Source organism: Streptomyces sp. NPDC111516, from assembly GCF_055635345.1.
The window spans coordinates 397,161-420,591 of record NZ_JBVKBV010000002.1; the positions used below are offsets into that span (position 1 = coordinate 397,161).

A 23,431-nucleotide genomic window follows, 5' to 3' on the forward strand; every position below is an offset into this window, starting at 1 on the left:
AGCGAACGATGTAATGGGCTTTTCCCATTCCAGGGTATTACATGGGAGGTTCTTCGTGGCGGAGACATCGACAGACACGGACTGGGCGGCCTGGCAGGAGAGCTGGGACCGCCAGCAGGAGTGGTACATGCCCGACCGTGAGGAACGGTTCCGGGTGATGCTGGACATGGTCGAGGCCGTGGTGGGGCCCAGGCCGAGAGTGCTCGATCTCGCATGCGGTACGGGAAGTATTACGGACCGGCTCCTCAAGCGTTTCCCCGAGGCCACCAGCACGGGCGTCGACCTCGACCCGGCGCTGCTCGCCATCGCCCGCGGCCATTTCGACGGCGACGAGCGCGTCACCTTCGTCACCGCCGACCTCAAGGACCCCGACTGGGCAGGGCGGTTGCCGTACGAGTCGTACGACGCGGTTCTCACCGCCACCGCCCTGCACTGGCTGCACACCGAACCGCTCACCGCGCTCTACCGGCGGATCGGCGGACTCGTCAGGGACGGCGGCGTGTTCATGAACGCCGACCACATGATCGACACCGAGACGCCCCGCATCAACGCGGCCGAGCGCGCCCACCGGCACGTGGCCATGGACCGTGCCAAGGCCGCGGGCGCTCTCGACTGGGCGGACTGGTGGGCCCTGGCCGCGAAGGACCCGGTCCTCGCCGGGCCGACCGCCGAGCGGTACACGATCTACGGCGAGCACGCGGACGGCGACATGCCTTCCGTGCGGTGGCACGTCGACACCCTGCGCGAGGCGGGGTTCGGCGAGGCACGAGCCGTCTGGGCGTCCCCGTCGGACAGCCTGGTGCTCGCCGTGAAGTAGCGGCGGACGCAGTGGCAGCGAGCGCAAAGAAGGGGCGGCGCGGACCTGGTCCGTACCGCCCCTTCCCGTGTGCTCCTACAGCACCTTCGACAGGAACGACTTCGTCCGGTCGTGCTGCGGGTTCGTCAGTACGTCACGCGGGTGGCCCGACTCGACCACCACACCGTCGTCCATGAAGACCAGCGCATCGCCGACCTCACGGGCGAAGCCCATCTCATGGGTCACGACGACCATCGTCATGCCGTCCTCCGCGAGACCGCGCATGACGTCCAGGACATCGCCCACCAGCTCCGGGTCGAGCGCCGACGTCGGCTCGTCGAAGAGCATCAGCTTCGGCTCCATGGCCAGGGCGCGGGCGATGGCCACCCGCTGCTGCTGGCCGCCGGAGAGCTGGGAGGGGTAGTTCTTCGCCTTGTCGGCCAGGCCCACCCGGTCCAGCAGCCGTTCGGCCCGGGCCCTCGCCACGGCCTTCGGCTCGCGCTTGACCTGGACCGGGGCCTCCATGACGTTCTCGATCGCCGTCATGTGGGGGAAGAGGTTGAAACGCTGGAAGACCATGCCGATGTCCCGGCGCTTCAGCGCGACTTCGCTGTCCTTGAGCTCGTAGAGCTTGTCGCCCTTCTGGCGGTAGCCCACCAGGTTGCCGTCGACGTACAGCCGGCCGGCGCTGATCTGCTCCAGGTGGTTGATGCACCGCAGGAAGGTCGACTTGCCGGAACCGGACGGGCCGATCAGACAGAAGACCTCACGCGGGGCGACCTCCAGGTCGATGCCCTTGAGGATGTGCGCGGCGCCGAAGGACTTGTGGACGCCCTCGGCCTTCACCATGGCGGTCATGCCATGCCTCCCTTCGGGCGGCCCAGGGACAGCAGATTGGCCCTGACCTTCTGCAGCGGGGTGGGCGGCAGGCTGCGGCTCGACCCGCGTGCGTAGTGCCGCTCCAGGTAGAACTGGCCGATGCTCAGCACCGACGTCATGATCAAATACCAGGCCGCGGCCAGGAAGTACATCTCGACCGGGGCTCCGGACGACTGCCCGATGTCCTGGGCGTACTTGAACAGTTCGTAGAACTGCACGGCCGCCACCAGCGACGTCGTCTTGAGCATGTTGATGACTTCGTTGCCCGTCGGCGGCACGATCACCCGCATCGCCTGCGGGATCACGACGCGCCGCAGGGTCTTGCCGTGACTCATGCCCAGCGCGTGCGAGGCCTCCGTCTGGCCCTCGTCGACCGAGAGCAGACCGGCACGGCAGATCTCCGCCATGTAGGCGGCCTCGTTGAGGCCCAGGCCGAGCAGCGCCGTCAGCAGCGGCGTCATGAAGCTCGACCAGTAGTCCTTGTAGATCGGCATGAGGTTGATGTACTCGAAGACCAGGCCCAGGTTGAACCAGACGAACAGCTGGACCAGGACCGGGGTGCCGCGGAAGAACCAGATGTAGAACCACGCGATCGACGAGGTCACCGGGTTCTTCGACAGCCGCATGACGGCCAGCAGGACGCCGCCGACGACGCCGATCACCATCGACAGAGCGGTCAGCAGCAGGGTCTGGCCGACGCCCTTGATGATGCGGTCGTCGAAGAAGTAGTCGGGGACCGCGCCCCAGTTGATCCTGCCCTGGCTGAACGCGTAGACGATCGCGGCGAGTGCGGCGATGGCGATGACGGCCGAGACATACCGGCCGTAGTGCCGTACCGGAATGGCCCTGATCGCCTGCGGTCCGGTGGGCGGGGCGGGGGGCGCGGCCGGATTGTCGGCCGGGCCCGTCTTCTGGATGTCAGTCACAGGAGAAACCTTTCAGCGCCGAGCCTTCTCAGGATCCGCCGTTCACTTTGGCCTCGGTGACCGCGCCGGCCTCCACACCCCACTTGGCGACGATCTTCCCGTACTCGCCGTTCTTGATGATCGCCTCCAGGGCCGCCTGGACGGCCTTGGTCAGCTGGTCGTTGCCCTTGGCGACGGCGATGCCGTAGGGGGCGGCCTCGACCTGCTCGCCGACGATCTCGAAGTCCTTGCCGCCGCCCGAGGTCTTCACCGCGTACGCGGCCACCGGGAAGTCGGAGGAGACGGCGTCGGCGCCACCGCTGCGCAGCCGGGTCTGGGCCTCCAGGTCGTTGTCGAACGTCTCCATGGCGATCTTCTTGCCGCCCGTGCACTTCTTCGACTCGGACTTGGCGAGTTCGTGCGAGACGGTGCCGCGCTGGACGGCGATCTTCTTGCCGCAGAGGTCGGCCCAGGTCTTGATCCCCTGGTCGTCGCCCTTCCTGGTGTAGATCGAGACACCGGCCGTGAAGTAGTCGACGAAGTCGACCCCCTCGCCGACCTTCTTCTTGGTGTCGGAGTCGATGCCCTCCTGGCGGTCCTTGGTGTCGGTCATCGCCGACATCGCCAGGTCGTAGCGCTTGGAGCGCAGGCCGGTGATCAGCGTGTCGAACGTGCCGTTCTCGAACTGGAACGTCACGCCGAGTTCCTTGCCGAGCGCGGCACCGAGATCGGGGTCGATGCCGACCGTCTTGCCCGACTTGTCCTTGAACTCGACCGGCGGGTACGCGATGTCGGAGCCGACCTTGATGACGCCCTTGGCCTTGATCTCCGGCGGCAGGAGATCGGCGGCCGCGGAGCTCTTCGTCGAGCCGGAGCTGTTGTTCCCGCTCTTGGTCTGGTCGCCGCAGGCGGTCAGCAGCATGGTGCCGGCGACCGCGATGGCGCCGACCGCTGCAATCCGGGACTTCGCGGCCGTACGACGAGTGGTGCTTGCGGTCATGATCGGGTTCCTCCGGCAGACGAGGGTGGTGGTGCGAGGCGGTGCGGACACCCGACGCCGGATGCCGCCGCCCTGTGCGATTACGGCATCTTGCCATTCGGACTGGTCCATTCAGGGGGCCAGTCATGTCAAAATCGGGTAACGGGCGATCCCCGAACCCCAGGGGCCGGTACACCAGGGCTGGACCATCTGCGGGGTTTTCATCTTTGCGCCGGAGGATCTGCGGTGCGTCTCGACAGGTGGACATTTTTCGCCGCTTGGTCGACTTGTCCAGGTATTCGACTATGAGTCACGTCACCGCGCCGATTTGGACTCGTCCGTAATGCGGTCCGTCCGGTAAGAAAGACCTTTACACCCCTCATCCGGGGCTCAGGGCGCGTGTGCGGCGCGCCCGCGCGTATGTATCTCTCCCTGCCGGGGCGGGCCAACCGCCGGGCGCAGGGGACGTACGCGGTGCCCGCCCACCCCTCCTCAACCAGGAGTGGCCACCCTCAAACGATGAAGACTTAAGGGGTCAACACCATGGCAGCGGAGATCGTCAATCCTCGCAGCGACAGCACCACTGACAGCACCACAGAAACCACCACCGATGCGCCGTTCGACCCGGCCTTCGCACTCCACCGCGGCGGCAAGATGGCTGTGCAAGCCACCGTGCCCGTCCGTGACAAGGACGACCTGTCCCTCGCGTACACGCCCGGCGTCGCCAAGGTGTGCAGCGCCATCGCCGAGAATCCCGAGCTGGTCCACGACTACACCTGGAAGTCGCAGGTCGTCGCCGTCGTGACGGACGGCACCGCGGTGCTCGGCCTCGGTGACATCGGACCCGAGGCGTCCCTCCCGGTGATGGAGGGCAAGGCGATCCTGTTCAAGCAGTTCGGCGGCGTCGACGCGGTGCCGATCGCGCTCGCGACCACCGACGCGGACGAGATCGTCGAGACGGTCGTCCGGCTTGCGCCGTCCTTCGGCGGCGTGAACCTGGAGGACATCTCGGCGCCGCGCTGCTTCGAGATCGAGCGCAAGCTCCAGGAGCGGCTCGACATCCCGGTCTTCCATGACGACCAGCACGGCACCGCCGTCGTGACGCTCGCGGCCCTGCGCAACGCCGCGAAGCTGTCCGGCCGGAGCCTCGGTGACCTGCGCGCGGTGATTTCCGGCGCCGGTGCGGCCGGGGTCGCCATCGCCAAGTTCCTGCTGGAGGCGGGGCTCGGCGATGTCGCAGTGGCCGACCGCAAGGGCATCGTCAGCCGGGACCGCAAGGACCTGACTGACGTCAAGCGCGAGCTGGCCGAACTCACCAACCGGGCCGGGATCTCCGGTTCGCTGGAGAGCGCGCTGGCCGGTGCGGACGTCTTCATCGGCGTCTCCGGCGGTACGGTGCCCGAGGCGGCCGTCGCGTCGATGGCGCCCGGTGCGTTCGTCTTCGCCATGGCCAACCCGAACCCCGAGGTCCACCCCGACGTCGCGCACAAGTACGCGGCCGTCGTGGCGACCGGGCGGTCGGACTACCCGAACCAGATCAACAACGTGCTGGCCTTCCCCGGCATCTTCGCGGGCGCCCTCCAGGTCCGGGCCTCCCGGATCACCGAAGGCATGAAGATCGCCGCGGCGAACGCGCTGGCGGATGTGGTGGGCGATGAGCTCGCGGCGGACTACGTGATTCCGTCGCCGTTCGACGAGCGGGTCGCACCTGCGGTGACTGCCGCTGTGGCCGCGGCGGCGCGGGCGGAGGGCGTGGCCCGGCGCTGAGGTTCGGGGCGGGGCGGGGTACGAATGCCCGGGTGCGGGGTGTGTGCCCGCGGGTGATCCGGTCGCGGGGTGCGCCTGCGGCGGGCCTGTTCCCTTCCCCGCCCCTTTTCAACCGGGGCGCTGCCCCCGACCCCGATCCTTCCGGGTCGGGGGCAGCGCCCCCGACCTCCGGTCCTCAGGCCGCCGGAGGGGCTGATTCCTTCACGGTGCGCGTCACACCCGTGGCCGGTTACGCCGGTCCGCGCCCCGGCCTATCGTCGAGGCCATGTTCGCCGCCTACGCATCCCGTATCGACCGCGACCAGCCCCTGAACGGCCTTGAGCTGGGTGAGCGCCCCACCCCCGAGGCGCGTCCCGGCTGGACCACCGTCAGCGTCCGGGCCGCCTCACTCAACCACCACGACCTCTGGTCCCTGCGCGGTGTCGGCCTCGCCGAGGACAAACTGCCGATGATTCTCGGCTGCGACGCCGCCGGGATCGACGAGGACGGCAACGAGGTCGTCCTGCATTCAGTCATCGGGCAGACCGGGCACGGCGTCGGCCCGAAGGAACCCCGGTCCATCCTCACCGAGCGCTACCAGGGCACCTTCGCCGAGCAGGTCACCGTCCCCAGCTGGAATGTGCTGTCCAAGCCGAAGGAGCTCACCTTCGAGCAGGCCGCCTGCCTGCCGACCGCCTGGCTCACCGCGTACCGGATGCTCTTCACCAACGCCGGGGTGCGCCCGGGTGATTCGGTCCTCGTCCAGGGCGCGGGCGGCGGCGTCGCCACCGCCGCGATCGTGCTCGGCCGGGCCGCCGGGCTGCGGATCCACGCCACCAGCCGCGACGAGGCCAAGCGCAAGCGCGCCGTGGAACTCGGCGCGATCGAGGCGTACGAGCCCGGCGCGCGGCTGCCGGAGCGCGTCGACGCGGTCATCGAGACCGTCGGCGCCGCCACCTGGTCGCACTCGGTGAAGTCACTGCGCCCCGGCGGCACGCTCGTCATCTCCGGTGCGACCAGCGGTGACCAGCCCTCGCACGCCGAGCTGACCCGGATCTTCTTCCTGGAACTGAAGGTCGTCGGCTCGACCATGGGGTCCAAGGACGAGCTGGAGGACCTGCTGGCGTTCTGCGCGACGACCGGCGTACGGCCCGTCATCGACGAGGTGCTGCCGCTGGACCGGGCCCGCGAGGGGTTCGAACGGCTGGCCGCGGGCGACCAGTTCGGGAAGATCGTGCTCACCTGCTCCTGAGGACGGGGACGGGGCGGTGGCGACACCGCCCCGTCCCGCGTTTGATACCCGAGAGTCGAGGGCCGGTGAGCCGGGGCGGGGCCCCGGTTCACTTCTCCGCGCCGTCGTCCTTCCTCAGCAGCGCCCCGATGTGGGCCGCCGCCGTGGACAGATGGCGGCGGGCCTCCGTCAGTTGCTCCTCCGTGACGCCCCGGTCCCGGGCCGCGTCGCGAATGTCGTCGCGGAAGCGGTCGAGCAGGCGGTCCAGGTCGCGGGCCGGGTCTTCGGTGCGGGCGGTGTCCTTGCCCCATTCCGGGTCGGCATCGGCGGGCTCCGGCTTGACGTACGGGGGCCAACTGCCCGTCCTGGCGAAGTTGCCGAGCTGGCCGGTGAGCTCGGCCAGCCCGTCCCGTACCCCCGAGGGCCAGTCGCCCCGCGCGAAGTGCTCCTGGACCTGGCGGGCGGCGTTCTGCATCTGCTCGCGCGCCTTGTCCTGGGCCTCCTTGGCCTGCCGGCGGGCCTGCTGGGCGTCCTCGCGGGCGCGGCGGGACTCGTCCTTCGCCCGGCGGGCCTGCTCCTTCCACTCCTGTTTGGCCTTGCGCAGCTCCTCCTTCGCGGCCCGCCACGACTCCTTGTCGCCGAAGTCCGTGAAGTCGCCGAAGGGGAAGTCCCGGTCGCTCCGGCCGCCGGTGGAACCGGTGGGGGCCTGCCTGGTCTCGTGCGCCGCGGCCCGCATCTCGCTGCGCAGCTTCCCGGCGGCGCCGCGGACGTCGTCCCGGATCTCGGCGGCCAGTTCGGAGACGGATTCCCTGATCTCCAGTTCCAGATCGGCCAGCTCGCCCGTGCGGCCCGCCAGCTCGGCGCGGCCCGCGTCGGTGATCGAGTAGACCTTGCGGCCGCCCTCGGTGGCGTGGGTGACGAGGCCCTCGGCCTCCAGTTTGGCCAGGCGGGGATAGACCGTGCCCGCCGAGGGCGCGTACAGCCCCTGGAAGCGCTCCTCCAGGAGCCGGATCACCTCGTAGCCATGGCGAGGGGCCTCGTCGAGCAGCTTCAGCAGATAGAGGCGGAGGCGGCCGTGGGCGAATACGGGGGCCATGTCAGAGCACCTTTCCAGTCGGCTCGGCGTCGTACGCGTCGTCCTCGGCCGGTGGGCGGCGCAGCAGGGCGATCGAACCCGAGACGGTCGTCGCCCGCAGCTGCCCGGTCCCGGCGCCCAGCGTGCCGGTGATCTTTTTTGCCCCCCACTGGCCGCTGACCCGCAGATCCTCGAAGCCGTTGGAGACGGCGCCGCTCGTGGTGTTCGCCTCGACCGTCGCGTCCGCCGGGTGCGGCAGCCGGATGGCGACCTCGCCGGACACCGTGTTCAGCCGGATGTCCGTGGGCTTCCCGCTCGGGTCCAGATCCAGCACCATGTTCCCGCTGACCGAATCCGCCCGTACCGAGGCCCCGGCGCCGTCGACGACCGTCAGATCGCCCGAAACCGTCTGGAAGCGCAGCTCGCCGGTGACGGCCTGGGCCTCCACGCTGCCGGAGACCGTCTCGGCCCGGACCGGACCGGCGAGCCCGACGAGCGTGGAGTCGCCGGTGACGCCACGCACGTCCGTACGCCCCCGGATTCCGGACACGACAGCCCCGGCGCCGACCACGCCGACCTCCACCGCCGCCCCGGCGGGCACGGCGAGCGAGACGACCGCGCTGCGGTGCCAGCCCTTGAGGTCGAACCACTTGAGGAAGCCGTTCCAGGGCAGGCCCTCGTACGCGACCGTGAGGGTGCCGCCCTCCTGGGTCACGATCAGCGGCGGGCCCTCGATCGCGGAGACCTCCAGCCGGGCGGTCGGTTCATCGGTGCCGACGACATTGACCGCGCCCCCGACGATGCGCACATTGAGCGACGTCACGGGATCGTCGAAGGTCAGCTTCCGGGGCTCGTTGACGGCCCATGTCGATGCAGGCATGGATCTGACCTCCAGGGGAGCACGGAATGACACAACATATCGCGTCTCTTGCAGAACACGATATATCGCGGATCGGGGAAGTCAAGGGATGTCGTGGTGGCATTGCCGATGCGGGGAGGGTGAATGCGTCAGACATGAACAAATTGCCCTGGCGGTGAGGCGTGAACGCGACATCCCCCGCCGGGGCGCTGCTGCCGTGCCGTGCCGTGCCGTGCCGTGCCGTGCCGAACCCGAGACCGTACGGCCGGTGGCCTGTCTGTTGCGCGAACGGATGCTGCTCGCGCCCGCCGGAGACGAGTGGTGCGTGCTCGTGCCCGAGGGAAAGCCCTGGCGGGACGGTGGCTCCGGAGGTGCGGACGCGGAGCCGGTCGACCGGGTCGCGGCCGACTGGGCCGCCGGGCTCGCGGACGGTTCGACCTGGCCCGACCTCGCCGTGTGGTGGGACGGCGACCGGGGCGGTTGCGCGCTCGCGTCCGGTTTCCGCCGACCGGCCGGCTACGTGTGGCTCGCGGACGGCACCCCGGCCGGTGAGGACGAGGCGATGCGTACGTTCGCCGAGCGGCTCGGGCTCGACCCCGTACTGGACGTCCAGCCGCTCGACGAGCTGATCCGCCCGGACCCGGACGCCGATGCCCGCGTCCGGCTGCGCGGGCTGCTCGCGGTCCTCACCCGCATCGGACTGGCCCTCCCGCCCGGCCCGGAACCGGAGACGCCCGGCGGCCGTCTGTACGCGGCGGCCGACGAACGGCCCGAAGCGGAACCGGTCGTCTGGACCGGCTGGCGCGATGCGGTGTCGGGCCGGTCCGACCGGTCGTCCTCCTGCTCCTACTCGTCCTCGTCCTCGTCGTCGAGGCGGGCCAGCCAGGTGGCGAGGCGCTCGACCGGCACCTCGAAGTCGGGATTGAGATCGACGAACGTACGGAGCTGCTCGGCGAGCCACTCGAAAGTGACCTCTTCCTCGCCTCGCCGCTTCTCCAGCTCCTCGATACCGCGGTCGGTGAAGTACATGCGGAAAGCCTAATGCCTGGTGACAGCTCCACGAAGGCCGGGAGCGGGACCCCGGGCCGCGGTTCCCGGGAGCTGCGCGACCCCGCCGAGAACCGGCTCGCACCACGCCCGCGTCTTGCTCCATGTGTCTCGCATCGGCCGCGTACTGCCGTTAGCCTGCGGGTAGTTGGGGAACGGGGGGTTTCATGGGTGACAGCGGGGCCCGTATCACGCGCATCGAGATGCCGGACGGCACACCGGTCTGGGCGCGGATCTCCGGGGCGGAGGAGCTGGCGAAGCCCGCCCGGGGTCCGGCGTTCACGGACATCGGGTACGGGGACTTCGCCGAGCAGGTGCAGGCCCGGGTCGAGAGCCTGCAGGCCGTCGTGACCAGCGTCGCGCGCTCGCTCGCCGAGCCGCTGCGCGCGGTGCGGCCCGACGAGGTCAGCGTCGAATTCGGCATCGAGCTCACCGCGAAGGCGGGCAAGGTCGTCGGCCTCCTCGCCGACGGCGAGGCCAAGGGCGGCATCAAGGTCACCCTGACGTGGAACGGCGGGGGCCCGCCCGCCGACCCGCCGATTCCGGCGCAGAGCGGGGCGCGCGGGGCGGGACAGACAGCGCCGGATCACGGTTCCGGGGCGCGGGCCGCCGGCCACCGGGTGGGGTCGACGCCACCGCACCCCGCCCCGCACATGCCGCCCCCGCCCGCCTCGCCGCCCGTGCACCCGCCCGCACCCCCGACGCCACCGACGGCGCCTCAGGCGTCCCCGGGCGGCGCGTCCGCAGGCACTCCGGACACCGGCGCGTCCGCAAGGAATCCGGGCGCCGGGGCATCCACCGGCGCACCGGTGCGTCCGGACGGGGCCGGGCCCGGCGCCGGAAGCGGGTCATGACGCAGCCGCCGGGCAGGGGCGCAGGAGGCGGCTCGGAGGGTGCGCACCGTGCGCTGGTGGGCCTCGTGATGGCGGCGACCGTGCGCATCCATCGGCCGGAGCCCGGGTATGCCCCGGACGGATCCGACAGAGGTTTTCTGGGGAGCGGCTTCTTCATCGCCCCGAGCTGGGTCCTCACGTGCGCGCACGTGGCGATGGAGGGGGAGGGGCGGCACGTGAACGTGGTCTTCAAGCCGGATCCCGGAAGCGCCGAGACCGCGGTCGAGGGCGCCGTGGTCGCCGCCCTGCCCGAGAGCCGGCCCGGCGCGTCCGGGGCGGGCGGCTGGCCCGCGCCCGACCTCGCGCTCATCCGGCTGCTGCGGCCCGTCGCGCACCCCTGTGTGTACGTCACCGAGCGCCCGGCGGGAATGTTCGGCGGCGGCTCGGTCCTCTACGCCGGCTGGACCGACGGCGGGTCGGGGCAGCTGACCCGGTTCAGCGGGCGGTGCCAGGTGATGGGCACCTTCGGCGACTGGGCCGAGGACGACGAGCAGATGCGGCTCGACGGCGACCGGATGTACCCCGGCCTGTCCGGCGGCCCCGTGGTGGATCTGGCCCGTGGCGAGGTCGTCGGCGTACTCAAGTCGCGTTCCGACGGCGCGACCGGCGGGACTTCGATCGGCGTCGAGCGGCTGCGTACGCTGCCCGTGCCGCCCGGTGCGGTCTCCGCCGAGTCCGACGACCCCTACCAGGCGGTGTTCCACGCCCACGACCGCTACCACGCCGACCGGCACATCAGCTCTGTCGGCACGGAGCGGACCTGGGCCGATGTCCAGCGTGAACTGGGTGCCGGAGCAGGGCTCGCCCTCAGCCCCCAGCAACGGGTCGACCTGCTCGGCCGGCTCGCCGAACTCCCGCCCCCGCTCAGCACCCGCAGCCTCCTCGGCCTCCTGGACCGGCTGCCCGACACCCACCCGAGCGAGCACCACGCCGCCCCGCGCGGCTGGCGCGACGGCCTGGGGGCGCTGTACGACGCCCCCGGCGGCGACGGCGCGCTGGAACTGATCCTGCGCTACTGCATGAGTGCCATCTCCGCCGAACGTCCCTACATCCTGCCGTCCGCCCAGGACGCCGAGGCGGCCCTGTGGGACTGGGTGAAGCGGATCGCGGAGGAGCGGCTCTCCCGCAAGTTCCGGCACGAGCTCGCCGGGCTCCGGTACAACGACCGGCACGCCCCCGGCCGCGAACACGTGCGCACCCCGGCGCCGACGCTCGAACCCGCCAGGACCCGAAGCGCCCCGTTCGTCCTGCTGGAGCTGGAGCCGCGCGGCTGGGAACCGGACCGCTACGACTGGCGGATCGGCGTCGATCGGCACGCCGGGGACGTCCTGCCCGTCGCCGAGGACAGCCGGGGCACCGCACTGGAAGCCCTCCCCGCCCGGCTCGCGGGCCCGTTGGCGGAGGCGTTCCGGCGGTGCGACGAACCCGACAGCCCCGCCGTGCTCCAAGTCGTCGTGGACCGGAGCCTCATGGACCTGGAGGTCGACACATGGCGGGTGCCGCCCGACGGGCGGCCGCTCGGGGTGCTGCGCCCCGTGGTCATCCGCTGCCCGGACCGCGGTCGGCTCCTGGCCGACGACGGGAGCGACGAGCGCGAGGCACGCTGGAACCGGACCGTGTCCGCCGCGATGCGGGCCGCCGTCGTCGATTGCGAGGACGGAATGCGGGTACCCGTACCGGTGGTGGAGGAACTGCGCGGACTGGCGTACGAGACCGTCCCGGTGCTCTGCCGTCATGGCGACCGGGCCCATCCGGAGGCCGCGGCCGGTCTCGGGCGGGTGCTCGACGCCGGTTTCGGAGTGGCCCTGTGGCGGCGCCGGGCGGCCGAACCGGCCGCGGTCTGCACGGAATTCCACCGGAGCGCCGCCCGATCCGTCATCGAGGCCGGCACGGCCGATCAGCTGCCGCGGAAGATCCATCGGCTGCGGCAGGGGGTGCACGCGGGGCGTGCGGAGATGTTCTGGTCGGAGGGCGTCGCCCTGCTGTACCAAAATCCACATCATCCACTGCCCGGCTCCGGCGACGATTTCTTGGAGGCGCCGTGAACGCCCGGGTCGGCCGGCCCCTTACGGGGCATACGGTGGATCGCTACCGTGATGCACGTTCGACTGCTGCCCCTGGCGGACGAGTGACGACGAGGAACACGCTATGAGTGAACCCAGCGAGTGGCTCATCTACCGAGGGGCCGGCGAGCCGCACGAAGGCATCGAGCAGTTGCCACCCCCGCCGCCCTGGCGGGATTTCGCGGGCCGCGGCGCCCCGGCCCCCGGCGAGCAGGACGGGGACGGATCCGCCGACCGCCGTCTCGGCGGCTACCGGCACATCGCCGAACTCCACCGGCCGGGTGCCGAAGAGCTCGAAATGATCAATGCCGCGCTCTATCTGCGGCGTCCGCTGCTGGTCACCGGCAGCCCCGGCGCCGGAAAGAGCACGCTGGCGCACTCCGTCGCCCACGAGCTCGGGCTCGGCCGGGTCCTGCGCTGGCCGATCGTCAGCCGCTCGGAGCTCCAGGACGGCCTCTACCACTACGACGCGATCGCCCGGCTCCAGGACGTGCAGATCGCCGCGCACGGCGCGGTGGCCGGGGCGACCGGCGCCGAATCCGCGGAGAGCGTCGGCAGTTACATCCGGCTCGGGCCGCTCGGCACCGCGCTGCTGCCCTCGGACCGGCCGCGCGTCCTGCTCATCGACGAGCTCGACAAGAGCGACATCGATCTGCCGAACGACCTGCTCAATGTGCTGGAGGAGGGCGAGTTCGGCATTCCCGAGCTGGAGCGGATCGCCGACCGGCTGCCCGACGGAGAGGCGCAGGTCCTCGACGACGACGGCAACAAGGTGAAGGTGAGGGGCGGCCGGGTGCAGTGCCGGGCCTTCCCGTTCGTGGTGCTCACCAGCAACGGTGAGCGGGACTTCCCGGCGCCCCTGATGCGCCGCTGCATCCACCTGGAGCTCGGACGCCCCGACCACCAGCGGCTCGCGACCTTCGTCCGCGCCCACCTCGGTGACGAGGCGGCGCGCTCCGGGGACGATCTCATCGCCCACTTCCTGGAACGCTCCCGGAGCGAACTCCTCGCCACCGACCAGCTGTTGAACGCGATCTACCTCACCGACGCCGCCGCCCCGGCCGGCCGCGACCGCCTCGCCGACCTGCTCATCCAGCGACTCGACCGGCCGAGGTGATGCGCTGATGTCCAGGGGCGCGCCACGCCACGGACCGGACGAGGAAGGCGGCCACGACAGCGGCGCGGGCGAGGCTCCGGAGCCTCGCGACCACGACGTCCTGGACGGGGGCGGTACGTCGCGCGAGGCACCGGCGGCGGGAGGCGCACCGCCGTACGACGGGGGCCTGCTGCCCGCGTTCGTCGCCCGGTTACGGGAGGCCGGGCTCGACCCCGACGTCGAGCAGCTCTGCGACGCCCTCTGGCTGGCCCGTTGGACCCGCGACCCCGACGCGCCGGACGACGAGAGCGACGTGACCGCGCCGCTGCCCGCCGACCCGGCCGGGGAGGGCCGGCCGGGCGGACGCCCCGCACCGCCGGAGGCCGGGGGCGACGAGGTCCCGGATCCCGCACCGGACGGCGACGACGCCGTGCGGAAGCAGGACCCCGGGGACGCGGACCGGCGGATCGCCCTCTACCCCGTACCCCGTACCGGGCCGTCCGGCGGCCCCCGCCAGGACGGCCCCGCAGGGCGCGGACGGAGCGCCGGCCGGGGCGGCCGGGCGCGCGCCCTCACCCTGGGCGTGCCCGCCGCCCCCGCCCTGCCCGCACCGCTCGAACTCCAGCGAGCCCTGCGCCCGTTGCAGCGCTATCGCCCGGCCGCACCGCCACTGCGCCGCACCCTCGACGAGACGGCGACCGCCGAGCTCAGCGCCCGGGCCGGCGGGATGATCATGCCGGTGTTCCGGGGCGCGTCCCGGGGCGAGGCGCTCCTGCAGTGCGTCATGGACGCCTCGTCCTCGATGCTGGTGTGGGACCGGATGTTCGGTGAACTCCAGCAGATCTTCGGTCAGTTGGGTGCCTTCCGGGATGTCCAGGTTCGCTATCTGCACCAAGGGCCCGACGGTGCGGCGGCGGTGAGCCGCAGCCGGGATCCGGCCGCCGCGCCGCTGAACTCCGCGGACCGGCTGAGCGATCCGACCGGCCGGCGCGTCACCGTCCTGATCAGCGACTGCGCCGGTCCGCTCTGGCACAGCGGCCGGGCCCACCGGCTGCTGCACCAGCTGGCCGGGCAGGCCCCGGCCGCCGTGCTCCAGCCCCTGCCGCAGCGGATGTGGAACCGGACCAGGCTGCCGGTGACCTACGGTTCGCTGTCCCGGGGCGAGGGGCCCGGCGGAGCCGCTGTACTGAAGGTCACGGAGCACGCCGGAGCGGGGCCCGCCGTGCACCCGGGCGCGCTCGCGATCCCCGTACTCCCGCCGGTGGAAGGCGCGTTGGCGGCCTGGGCGAGACTGCTCTCCGGCACCGGTGCGGGGCAGATCTCCGGCGCCGTCGGCTGGGTACGGGCCGATCAGCCGGCAGCGGCCGCGCAGCGCCCCGGCGACGGGCTGTCCTCGCTCCAGCTGGTCAGCCGCTTCCGTTCGGCGGCCTCCCCGGCCGCCGGACAACTGGCCGTCTACCTCGCGGCAGCCCCGCTGTACCTGCCGGTGATGCAGCTGGTGCAGCGCACGATGCTGCCGAACTCCGGACCGTCCGAACTCGCCGAGGTGCTGCTGAGCGGACTGCTGACACGGAGCAGGAGCCAGGACGGGAGCGGTACCGGCGAGGACGGCGGTCAGTGGTACGAGTTCGCGCCCGGTGTCCGCGAGGCGCTGCTCGGTCCGCTGGGCCGCGACGAGGCACTGCTCGTACTCAAACACTGTTCGCAGTACATCGAGCAGCGGTTCGGGAAGGGCGGGCCGAATTTCCCGGCCCTGGCCTTCGCCCAGCTCGGCGAGGGCCGGTACGGGCCGTCGCGGATCACCCCCACCCCGGACTCTCTGGCGAACGGCTCGCCCGACGAGGACATCGAAGAGAGCGACGAGAACGGGGAGAGCGGCGCAAGCGGCGGGCCGCGCGTCCCTCACCCCTTCGCCGAGGTCGCGGTCCGCGTACTGGAGCGATTCATGCCCATGCCCGAGCAGTTCGTCATCCAGGCCGACCGGGACGGCCACCGCAGCCCCGTCCAGACCCCGAACGCGGCGGTGGAGAGCGCCCGCGTCCTGCTGCGGCACTTCGAATCGGACAACATGGTGCAGTACCTGATGGACGCCGTGCAGTTGCTGCGGGGCGCCACCGAGCGCGAGGAGCAGCCGGACGCCGACCCCGAGCTGTGGGCGGAGTACTCGCGCTGCGTCCTGCGACTGTGGGAGGTCCAGGGCGATGCCGAACTGCTCCGCGAGGCCGAGTACGCCGCCGAACGGGCCGCCGCGCACCCCGGCGCGGTACGCGAACGGGCCGTACTGGCAAAGGTGTTGCATGCCGCAGCCGACGACCGTCGGCGCCGCGGCGACCGGCGCGGCGCACTGGAACTGCTCCGCCGCGCCGACCGCGAGTACACGGCCGCCTGCTCGGACCCGGGTCTGGAACCCGCCGAAGCCCTCCGGCTCACGCTGGAGCGGGTCCGGGCCCTGGAGGCGCAGTGGCGGCTCGACGGCGACACCGTCCTGCTCCAGGCCGCGTGCGGCATGCTGGAGGCATTCGCCGACGTCTGGCCCGACCAGGAGAACCGCCCCACCGCCCTGCCGCTGGCGCACGGCCGTACGCTCCTGAAACTGGCCGGCGCCACCGTCGACGCCGAACAGTCCCGCGTCTACGCCCGCCAAGCGGCGCGCTCCTTGCGTACCGCGTTCGAACAGGGCGGCGGCCGGCACACCATGGGCACCGAGGTGCGCATCCTGCTGGACCTCGTGGACGCCCTGCTCGGTTCCGGCGACGAGCCCGACGAGGCGGGCGCCCTGATCGAGCAGGCGCTGGAGACCGTACGGGAACAGCGGCTGCGCGCCTCGCTCCAGACCCGGGCCGCCCGGGTCCGTATCGCCCGCTACGAGCACACCGGAAATCCGGACGAACTGGTGGCGGCGGCCGACTGGTTCGCCCGCGCCGCGCGCGGCGTCCCGCGCGACTCGCAGGCCCACGCCGATCTGCTCGCCGAGTGGGGCGGCACCCTGCTGCGCCGCGCCCAACTGCCCGACGGGCGCGCGCACATCGGTGCCGCGGTACGGGTGCTGCGCGACTGCCGTACGGAGACGGCGGCGGGCGGCAGGCGCCAGGCCGAGCGGCTGCTGATGCTGGGCCGGGCACTGATGCTGCGGCACCGGGCCACCGACGACCGGGTCGACCTGCGGGAGGCCGAGCACCTCTTCGGTCTCGCGGCCCAGGAGGCGACCGACCCGCTGACCGAGGCGCGCTGCTGGCTGGAACTGGGTCGCTCCCACCTCGACGCCTCCCGGGTGCTGCACCGTCCGGCCCGGCTCGACGAGGCGGCCGAGGCGTTCCGGGACGCGGCCGAGGCGGCCGGGACGGCGGAAGCGGAGCTGGACAGTCCGCAACAGGTTCATCAGGCCGTCGAGTTGGGTGCTACAGCCAACCATTGGCGGGGTATGACATACGAGAGGGCGGGCCGCCCCCGGGCCGCACGCGAGGCGTACCGGGCGGCCGTCCGGCAATGGAGAAAGCTGCCGGACGGCGGCGGCTCGGCGGGCGAGTCGACCGCCGAGCGGCTGGCGGAGCTGGAGCGCTGAGTTGCTCGAAGGAGAGCACCCGGCGGTGCGGTGCGGCCGGTGCGCGGGTGTCCCGCCGCCGTACGGCCGGCGGACGGCATACTTCACGAGGCGTAGGCCCGAGCGTGCGGGGCATCCGTACATGGGCGACCGGTGCGGGCGGGGTCCGTGCCGGCGCACAGGTCAGGACGCGGGCTGGACGGGGTGTGCTCAAGGGCGAGCACACCACGAGCACGATCGAGCACACCACGAGCACGATGCGGTGTTACGGGGAGGAACGATGAGCGAGACGGCACACAAGGGCATACCGGACGGCGGACCGTCCACTGGACCCGGCGCGCTGCCGGATCTGCTGGGACTCGATCTGGAGTCGCTGCGAACGCTGGACCATCCGGTGCTCGCCGAGGTGGTCGCGGATCTTCGGGGGCGGGCGGAGCAGCCGCGGGAGATGCTGTGGGGATTCACCAACGCCTTCTGAGGCCGCATGATTTCGGTCCGGGGCCCGGTTGAACAGGACATCATGGTGAGGGGCGGGTTTGCCGGTACGGCAGGCCAGGGATACTCGCCTCGGGACGGCGACGGGGGCCGTACCGTCGGATGTGAACGGCGCGGGGGTGCGGGAGTGTCTCGACAGGCGACGCCGAAACCGCTCCCGCGTGCTGAGGACGGCCGATTTCCGTTCTCCTTCGGGCAGTTCATCGTCAAGGTGCACGGCCGCTGCAATCTCGCCTGCCGTTACTGCTACCTCTACGAGGGCCCCGACCACACCTGGCGCGACCGTCCGGCCGCCGCCGCACCCGCTGTCCTCGACCGCACCGCGCACCGCATCGCCGAACACGCGGCGACCCACGGGCTGCGGGACGTCGCGCTCGTCCTGCACGGCGGCGAACCCCTCCTCGCGGGCGCCGACCGGCTGGCCGCCTTCGCCGACCGGGTGCGCGGCCTGACGCCCGAGGGCTGCACCGTCCACACCACCGTCCAGACCAACGCCACCCTCCTCACCGAGACCCGCGTCGCCACCCTCGCGCGGCACGGCATACGCATCGGCATCAGCCTCGACGGCGGCCGGCCCGCCCACAACAGCCGGCGCACCGACCACGCCGGACGCCCCTCCTGGCCCGCCGCCTCGCGCGGCGCCCGGCTCCTCGCCGACCGGCACCCCGACGCGTACGCGGGCATCCTCACCGTCGTCGATCCGGACACCGACCCGATCGAGATGTACGAGTCGCTGCTCGAACTGCACCCGCCGGCCCTGGACCTGCTGCTGCCGCACGGCAACTGGACGACCCCTCCACCGGGCCTGCAGCTCACCGGGCCCGGTCGCCCGACCCCGTACGGCGACTGGCTCACCACCGTGTTCGACCGCTGGTGGCAGGCCGGACGGCGGGAAACCCGGATCCGGCTCTTCGAGGAGTGCGTCGCCCTGCTGCTGGGCCTGCCCGGCGCCACCGAGTCCCTCGGCCTCGACCCGGTCAATGCGATCGTGATCGAGACGGACGGGGCGATCGAACAGGTCGACTCCCTCAAGTCCGCCTACGACACGGCCGCCGCTACCGGGCTCGACGTCTTCCACCACACCTTCGACGACGCCCTGCGCCACCCCGGCGTCGCCGCCCGTCGGGCAGGCGCCGACGCACTCGCCGCAGCGTGCCGTACCTGCCCGCTGCTGACCGTCTGCGGCGGCGGCCACTACGCACACCGCTACCGCGCAGAGAGCGGCTTCGCCAACCCGTCCGTCTACTGCGCAGACCTCGAACGGCTGGTACGCCATGTCGCCGCCCGGCTGTCCGACGCAACCGCAGGAGAACGCCGATGACCCCCCGACTCCCGGACCACATGCTGCGCCAGCTCGGCCGCACCGAGGGCGACGCCGACACCCTCCACGTCCTCGTACGCGATCAGGACACCCGCCGGCTCCTCCTGCTGCGGGCCCTGCTGGATGCGGCCGAGGCGGCCCCCACGGCCCTCTGCCCGCCCCGGGCGCTCGACCGCCTGCGCCAGGACTGGGCGCTGCTGGAGTCGGCCGAGCGCGCCGACCGGACCGCCGTACGCACCGTCCTGCTCCACCCCCTCGCCGGGCCCTGGGCGCAGCGCTGCCTGCGCGGCCTCTCCGGCTCCGGCTCCGCCACCGGTCCCGGACCCGAACTCCGCGCCGATCTCGACCACTTGGGTGCCCTGGCCGCCGCGGCCGCGATCCGTGCCGGAATCCCGTTCACGACCCGGCTCACCGCACGCGACGGACTCCTGTCCCTGCCCACCCTGGGCGCCCTGCGCACGGCATCCGAAACATCCGCAGCGGTCGTCATCGACTTCTCCGACAGCGAACTGACGCTACGTGAGGGTGGGGACGGGGCACCCCTCGTCGCACACACGCAGCCGGACGGGTCGACCGGCTCGGCCGACCCGCGCTGGCTGCAGGTGCTCACCCTGCCCGCCGTGCGGTCGGGCATCGGCCCCGTGCCCCTGGACGACGTCGATCCGTACCGCACCGACGGCAGCGGACTCCAGCCGCACGGACTGAGCGCCGCCACCCACATCGACGACCGCGAACGCAAGGCGTGGGCCGAGTCCTGGGCCGGCGTGGCACCACTGCTCGGCATCGGCGGCGAACACCGCCTCACCGAAGCGGCGGTCCTGCTGCGCTGCTTGGTCCCGCTCGGCCCGCCGCCCGGCTCCGGGCCCATCGGCGAGGGCGCGGCACATTGCAGCGGCACCAGGCGCGAGGCGTTCGGAGCCGTCCTCAGCAGCAAACCGGCCACCCCCGCCTACTTCGCCTCCACCCTCGTCCACGAACTCCAGCACACCAAACTGGCCGCGCTCGGCGCCCTCGTACCGCTGCACCACGAGGACCCGGAGCCACGCCACTTCGCACCGTGGCGCTCCGATCCCCGCCCCTTCGACGGTCTCCTCCAGGGCGCCTACTCGCACGTCGCGCTCGCCGACTACTGGCAGCGGTTCGCGCTCTCCGCGCGGCGCGTCACCCATCGCGACCTGGCCTGGGCCGAGCACGCCCGCTGCCGCGAACAGGTCGGGGCGGTCCTGCCCGTGCTGGCCGGATCGGCGGCACTGACCCGCGAAGGCCGGGTGCTGGTCAACGAGATGATCACGCTCTACCACCGTCTGGACGATTGCCCGCCTCCTACGGGGCACCTCGCGCGCGCGGAGGCGTACGTGGCCACCACCAAGGTGATATGGCAGCAGAGGAACGGCCCGCGGAGGCCATGAGAGACCCCGGGATTGTCCGCCGGAACGACCATGCTCCGGTGTATGTTGACAAGGCTCGAATCGAGGCAGGGAGACGGTTGAATGCCCGGAACGCGTAGGCAAGTTGGAGCAACCGGGGCGCAAACCGTCACCATCAGTTTCGCCGGTTTCAACCGGGCCTGGGCGACATGGATCGGTGACCGCCTGGAGCGGCGTGGGGTGACGGTCGTCCAGCAGCGCTGGGACCCGTCGGTGGAGGTCCCGCTGGAGGAGTCCCTGCGGGACCTGACGCTCTCCCGTGGCCGCGTCCTGGTGATCCTCAGCGACTGGTACTTCCAGCTCGGCCCGCGCAGCCACGACGAGTGGAACAGGGCGCTGCGCGAGGTTGTCGCCCCCGACCTCGACCGCTTCACCGCCGTCTGCGTCACCACGTCCGCGCTGCCCGGCGCCACGGCGGCCTTCGGCGCGGCCGACCTGACCAACGTCGGCGCCGAGGAGGCCGAGCGGCGGCTCCTGGTGCGCCTGGGCCTGCCCACCGACCCGCTGCCCGACCCCGTCGAGGCCAGGCCGGGGCCCCGGTATCCGGCCGACGTCCCCGAGGTGTGGGGCGGGGTGCCACGCCGCAACACCCGGTTCACCGGCCGCGAGGAGCTGCTCAGCAAGGCGTACCAGGCCCTCCAGGACGCCGGACCCGGTGCCGCGGTCGTGACCCTGCACGGCATGTCCGGCGTAGGGAAGACGCAGCTGGCGGCGGAGTACGTCTACCGGTTCGGTTCCGAGTACGACGTCGTGTGGTGGGTGCCCGCCGACCGCCGCGCCCTCTACCGCCAGAAGCTCGCCGAACTCGCCCCCGAACTGGGCCTGTCCACGGGTGCCGAGTACGGGGAGCGGCTGCGCGCGGTCCGGGACGCGCTGCGCCGCGGCGAACCGCACTCCCACTGGCTCCTGGTCCTGGACGGCGCGGACGAGCCCGAACACATCTGGGACCTGGTGCCGACCGGCCCGGGGCATGTGCTGATCACCTCCCGCAACCCGGAGTGGAGCGAGCACAACAGCAACCTCGTCGAGGTCCCCGTCTACGAGCGCGAGGAGTCGGTGGCCTTCATCCGCCGCCGCGCACCACGCCTGACCCCGAACGACGCCGACCAGCTCGCCGAGGCTCTGGAGGACCTCCCGCTCCTCCTCGACCAGACGGCGGGCTGGCTCAACGACTCCGACATGTCCGTCGAGGAGTACATCGAACTGCTCGAAGGCGGCATCGACCAGGACGTCGTCAAGGTCTCCGCCGACTTCCCGCTCGCCTTCCAGACCGCCTGGTCGATACTGCTGAACAAGCTCAAGGAGACCGTCCCGGAATCCGTCGACCTGCTGCGCCTGTGCAGCTTCTTCGCACCCGGCTCCATCCCCGTGCGGCTGCTGAGGGAAATGCCCCCCGGCGAACTGCCGGAACAGCTCTCCGGCCTGATGAACGACCCGCTGCTGTGGAACAAGGCGATCGGCCAGCTCCGCCAGTACTCCGTGGTCCGTCTGGAGTCACACGAGGTGGCCGGCGAGGAGGCCTCGTCCGGCGAATCGCTCTACATGCACCGCATGGTCCACCAGATCGTCGGCAAGGACATGCCGGAACGCGACCGGAACGAGTTCATCGACGTGGTCCGCAGGGCCCTCGTCGCCGCGGACCCCGGCCGCCCCAACGATACCCGGCTGTGGCCCGCCTACGCCGAGATCACCCCACACCTGAAGTGGGCCGACGTACTCAACAGCACCGACCCGGCCGTGCACACCCTGGTGCTCAACTGCCTGCGCTACATGTACCTCTCCGGCGAGTACCGGGCCGGCATCAAGCTGGGCGAACGCGCTATGAAGGCCTGGCGGGAACTCCTCGGCGAGGACCACCCCAGGGTCTGGGACCTCAGCTACAACTACGCGAACGTGCTGCGGGCCGTCGGCGACTACGCCGGCACGGAAGCCATCGAACGCGCCGCCGTCGACCACCTCCGCGCCGAGCGCGGCGCACGGGACCTGGAACACCTGCGCGCCGCCGGTGGCCTCGCCGCCGACCTGCGGGGCCTGGGGCGGTACGACGAGGCACTGGAGATGTCGACCTGGATCCTCGCGGCGTACCGCGAACTGCTGGGCGACCAGGACCCGCGCACGCTCAGCGCGCAGAACAACCTGGCCATGTCGCTCCGGCTGCTCGGCAGATACGAAGACTCCCTGGAGCTGAACCGGCGGACAATGGAGTCCAGGCGGCAGGTGTTGCGGCCACGCCACAGCTGGACGCTCTACTCCGAGACCCACTACGCCACCGACCTGCGTCTGCTCGGCCGCTACGGCGACGCCCTCTCGCTCCAGAACCAGAGCGTCCGGGTGCACCGGCTGGTCATGGGACCCGACAACCCGCAGGCCCTGCGCGCCGAACACAATCTCGCGCTCTGCCAGTACCGCTCGGGGGAGCGTGCCAAGGCCGCGGCCCTGTTCACCCGCGTTCTCGAACGAAGCGAGCGGGTGCTCGGCGAGAACGACCCGCTGACCATGATGTTCGCGGCCAGCCAGAGCTTCTTCGCCCGCGAGCACGCAGACATCGACCAGGCCAGGGCCATAAGCGAGAAGGTGGTCGACGGCTATGTGGACATGCTCGGCGAGGAGCACCCGTACGTGGCGGGAACCCGGGCCAACCATGCCCTGATCCTCCGCAACGTGGGCGAACGCGACCACGCGCACGCCGTGTTGGAGGAGGCGCTCGCGGACATGACGCGGGCTGTGGGCGAGCACCACCCCTGGACCCTGGGCTGCGCGGTGAACGCCTCGGCGCTGCGCAACTTGGTGGGCGACCCGGAATCCGCGTCCGCGCTGACGGACGCGGTCATCGCCCGGGCCACCGAGGTCCTCGGCCGGACCCACCCGCTGACCCTCTCCGCCCGGATCGCCCACGCCGCGGACCTGCGCGGCACCCGTGACCGCGAGCGCGCGGAGAAGGTCGAGCGGGAGGCTTTGGGCGACCTGGTCGCGACGCTGGGCGCCCAACATGTCCACACGGTGTCGGCCCGTTCCCGCAACCGTCCGTACTGGGACTTCGAGCCGCAGATGATCTGATTCGTTTCAGGAAAGCCACTC

The 23,431-nt window shown here is 71.7% G+C and carries 17 protein-coding genes and 1 pseudogene; 12 read left to right on the forward strand and 6 right to left on the reverse strand.

Annotation, left to right across the window (positions count from 1 at the left end; genetic code table 11):
• Positions 1 to 55: 55 nt before the first annotated feature.
• Positions 56 to 817 (forward strand): class I SAM-dependent methyltransferase, encoded by a 762-nt coding sequence (locus tag ACZ7L9_RS07455; protein ID WP_471413341.1) that lies wholly within the window; start codon positions 56 to 58, stop codon positions 815 to 817.
• Between the two features lie 75 nt (positions 818 to 892).
• On the opposite strand, the gene ACZ7L9_RS07460 is transcribed toward ACZ7L9_RS07455, so the two are convergent.
• The 3 genes from ACZ7L9_RS07460 to ACZ7L9_RS07470 are packed head-to-tail and all read right to left on the reverse strand — an operon-like array spanning position 893 to position 3,580.
• Positions 893 to 1,654 (reverse strand): amino acid ABC transporter ATP-binding protein, encoded by a 762-nt coding sequence (locus tag ACZ7L9_RS07460; protein WP_471413343.1) that lies wholly within the window; start codon positions 1,652 to 1,654, stop codon positions 893 to 895.
• The gene (locus ACZ7L9_RS07465) at positions 1,651 to 2,601 is read right to left on the reverse strand and encodes an amino acid ABC transporter permease (RefSeq protein WP_471413345.1); all 951 of its coding nucleotides are present in this window, start codon (positions 2,599 to 2,601) and stop codon (positions 1,651 to 1,653) included. The genes ACZ7L9_RS07460 and ACZ7L9_RS07465 overlap by 4 nt, the downstream gene beginning before the upstream one ends.
• A gap of 28 nt (positions 2,602 to 2,629) precedes the next feature.
• The gene (locus tag ACZ7L9_RS07470) at positions 2,630 to 3,580 is read right to left on the reverse strand and encodes an ABC transporter substrate-binding protein (RefSeq protein WP_471413346.1); all 951 of its coding nucleotides are present in this window, start codon (positions 3,578 to 3,580) and stop codon (positions 2,630 to 2,632) included.
• Positions 3,581 to 4,102: 522 nt separating this feature from the next.
• On the opposite strand from ACZ7L9_RS07470, the gene ACZ7L9_RS07475 reads away from it, so the two are divergent.
• Both ACZ7L9_RS07475 and ACZ7L9_RS07480 read left to right on the forward strand, forming a co-directional pair.
• Positions 4,103 to 5,326: an NAD(P)-dependent malic enzyme gene (locus ACZ7L9_RS07475; protein WP_471413347.1), complete on the forward strand. Its 1,224-nt coding sequence runs from the start codon at positions 4,103 to 4,105 to the stop codon at positions 5,324 to 5,326.
• A 265-nt stretch (positions 5,327 to 5,591) separates the two neighbouring features.
• On the forward strand, positions 5,592 to 6,557 hold the full coding sequence (locus tag ACZ7L9_RS07480) for a zinc-binding dehydrogenase (RefSeq protein ID WP_471413349.1): 966 nt from the start codon (positions 5,592 to 5,594) through the stop codon (positions 6,555 to 6,557).
• Positions 6,558 to 6,645: 88 nt separating this feature from the next.
• On the opposite strand, the gene ACZ7L9_RS07485 is transcribed toward ACZ7L9_RS07480, so the two are convergent.
• Together ACZ7L9_RS07485 and ACZ7L9_RS07490 are read right to left on the reverse strand one after the other, a co-directional pair.
• Complete coding sequence (locus ACZ7L9_RS07485) at positions 6,646 to 7,632, reverse strand: PadR family transcriptional regulator (RefSeq protein ID WP_471413351.1); 987 nt, start codon at positions 7,630 to 7,632, stop codon at positions 6,646 to 6,648.
• Position 7,633: 1 nt separating this feature from the next.
• Entirely contained in the window at positions 7,634 to 8,491 is an 858-nt protein-coding gene (locus ACZ7L9_RS07490; protein WP_471413352.1) for a DUF4097 family beta strand repeat-containing protein, read from the reverse strand.
• A gap of 271 nt (positions 8,492 to 8,762) precedes the next feature.
• Here ACZ7L9_RS07490 and ACZ7L9_RS07495 point away from each other — a divergent pair.
• Positions 8,763 to 9,311, forward strand: a pseudogene (locus ACZ7L9_RS07495) (hypothetical protein); the annotation flags it as partial.
• 5 nt (positions 9,312 to 9,316) lie between these two features.
• Here ACZ7L9_RS07495 and ACZ7L9_RS07500 read toward each other — a convergent pair.
• Complete coding sequence (locus ACZ7L9_RS07500) at positions 9,317 to 9,499, reverse strand: DUF6104 family protein (protein WP_003961784.1); 183 nt, start codon at positions 9,497 to 9,499, stop codon at positions 9,317 to 9,319.
• 185 nt (positions 9,500 to 9,684) lie between these two features.
• Between ACZ7L9_RS07500 and ACZ7L9_RS07505 the strand changes: the two genes are divergently transcribed.
• From ACZ7L9_RS07505 to fxsT, 8 genes are all read left to right on the forward strand, one after another.
• On the forward strand, positions 9,685 to 10,371 hold the full coding sequence (locus tag ACZ7L9_RS07505; protein WP_471413354.1) for a CU044_2847 family protein: 687 nt from the start codon (positions 9,685 to 9,687) through the stop codon (positions 10,369 to 10,371).
• A complete protein-coding gene (locus ACZ7L9_RS07510; protein ID WP_471413356.1) occupies positions 10,368 to 12,455 on the forward strand; it encodes a VMAP-C domain-containing protein in 2,088 nt (695 codons plus the stop codon). The genes ACZ7L9_RS07505 and ACZ7L9_RS07510 overlap by 4 nt, the downstream gene beginning before the upstream one ends.
• Before the next feature lie 103 nt (positions 12,456 to 12,558).
• A complete protein-coding gene (locus ACZ7L9_RS07515) occupies positions 12,559 to 13,590 on the forward strand; it encodes an AAA family ATPase (RefSeq protein WP_471413357.1) in 1,032 nt (343 codons plus the stop codon).
• A gap of 7 nt (positions 13,591 to 13,597) precedes the next feature.
• The gene (locus ACZ7L9_RS07520) at positions 13,598 to 17,131 is read left to right on the forward strand and encodes an SAV_2336 N-terminal domain-related protein (protein ID WP_471413359.1); all 3,534 of its coding nucleotides are present in this window, start codon (positions 13,598 to 13,600) and stop codon (positions 17,129 to 17,131) included.
• Positions 17,132 to 17,390: 259 nt separating this feature from the next.
• On the forward strand, positions 17,391 to 17,588 hold the full coding sequence (gene fxsA / locus ACZ7L9_RS07525) for an FxSxx-COOH cyclophane-containing RiPP peptide (protein WP_471413361.1): 198 nt from the start codon (positions 17,391 to 17,393) through the stop codon (positions 17,586 to 17,588).
• Between the two features lie 144 nt (positions 17,589 to 17,732).
• On the forward strand, positions 17,733 to 18,926 hold the full coding sequence (locus ACZ7L9_RS07530) for an FxsB family cyclophane-forming radical SAM/SPASM peptide maturase (protein WP_471413363.1): 1,194 nt from the start codon (positions 17,733 to 17,735) through the stop codon (positions 18,924 to 18,926).
• Positions 18,923 to 20,335 (forward strand): aKG-HExxH-type peptide beta-hydroxylase, encoded by a 1,413-nt coding sequence (locus tag ACZ7L9_RS07535; RefSeq protein ID WP_471413364.1) that lies wholly within the window; start codon positions 18,923 to 18,925, stop codon positions 20,333 to 20,335. The genes ACZ7L9_RS07530 and ACZ7L9_RS07535 overlap by 4 nt, the downstream gene beginning before the upstream one ends.
• An 81-nt stretch (positions 20,336 to 20,416) precedes the next feature.
• Positions 20,417 to 23,410 (forward strand): FxSxx-COOH system tetratricopeptide repeat protein, encoded by a 2,994-nt coding sequence (fxsT, locus tag ACZ7L9_RS07540; protein ID WP_471413365.1) that lies wholly within the window; start codon positions 20,417 to 20,419, stop codon positions 23,408 to 23,410.
• Positions 23,411 to 23,431 lie beyond the last annotated feature (21 nt).

Bases quoted from the DNA above. Each gene is read 5' to 3' on its own strand.
- ACZ7L9_RS07460 (WP_471413343.1), bottom strand. From the start codon at position 1,654: ATGACCGCCATGGTGAAGGCCGAGGGCGTCCACAAGTCCTTCGGCGCC.
- ACZ7L9_RS07470 (WP_471413346.1), bottom strand. From the start codon at position 3,580: ATGACCGCAAGCACCACTCGTCGTACGGCCGCGAAGTCCCGGATTGCA.
- ACZ7L9_RS07475 (WP_471413347.1), top strand. From the start codon at position 4,103: ATGGCAGCGGAGATCGTCAATCCTCGCAGCGACAGCACCACTGACAGC.
- ACZ7L9_RS07480 (WP_471413349.1), top strand. From the start codon at position 5,592: ATGTTCGCCGCCTACGCATCCCGTATCGACCGCGACCAGCCCCTGAAC.
- ACZ7L9_RS07485 (WP_471413351.1), bottom strand. From the start codon at position 7,632: ATGGCCCCCGTATTCGCCCACGGCCGCCTCCGCCTCTATCTGCTGAAG.
- ACZ7L9_RS07490 (WP_471413352.1), bottom strand. From the start codon at position 8,491: ATGCCTGCATCGACATGGGCCGTCAACGAGCCCCGGAAGCTGACCTTC.
- ACZ7L9_RS07500 (WP_003961784.1), bottom strand. From the start codon at position 9,499: ATGTACTTCACCGACCGCGGTATCGAGGAGCTGGAGAAGCGGCGAGGC.
- ACZ7L9_RS07505 (WP_471413354.1), top strand. From the start codon at position 9,685: ATGGGTGACAGCGGGGCCCGTATCACGCGCATCGAGATGCCGGACGGC.
- ACZ7L9_RS07510 (WP_471413356.1), top strand. From the start codon at position 10,368: ATGACGCAGCCGCCGGGCAGGGGCGCAGGAGGCGGCTCGGAGGGTGCG.
- ACZ7L9_RS07515 (WP_471413357.1), top strand. From the start codon at position 12,559: ATGAGTGAACCCAGCGAGTGGCTCATCTACCGAGGGGCCGGCGAGCCG.
- ACZ7L9_RS07520 (WP_471413359.1), top strand. From the start codon at position 13,598: ATGTCCAGGGGCGCGCCACGCCACGGACCGGACGAGGAAGGCGGCCAC.
- fxsA (WP_471413361.1), top strand. From the start codon at position 17,391: ATGAGCGAGACGGCACACAAGGGCATACCGGACGGCGGACCGTCCACT.
- ACZ7L9_RS07535 (WP_471413364.1), top strand. From the start codon at position 18,923: ATGACCCCCCGACTCCCGGACCACATGCTGCGCCAGCTCGGCCGCACC.
- fxsT (WP_471413365.1), top strand. From the start codon at position 20,417: ATGCCCGGAACGCGTAGGCAAGTTGGAGCAACCGGGGCGCAAACCGTC.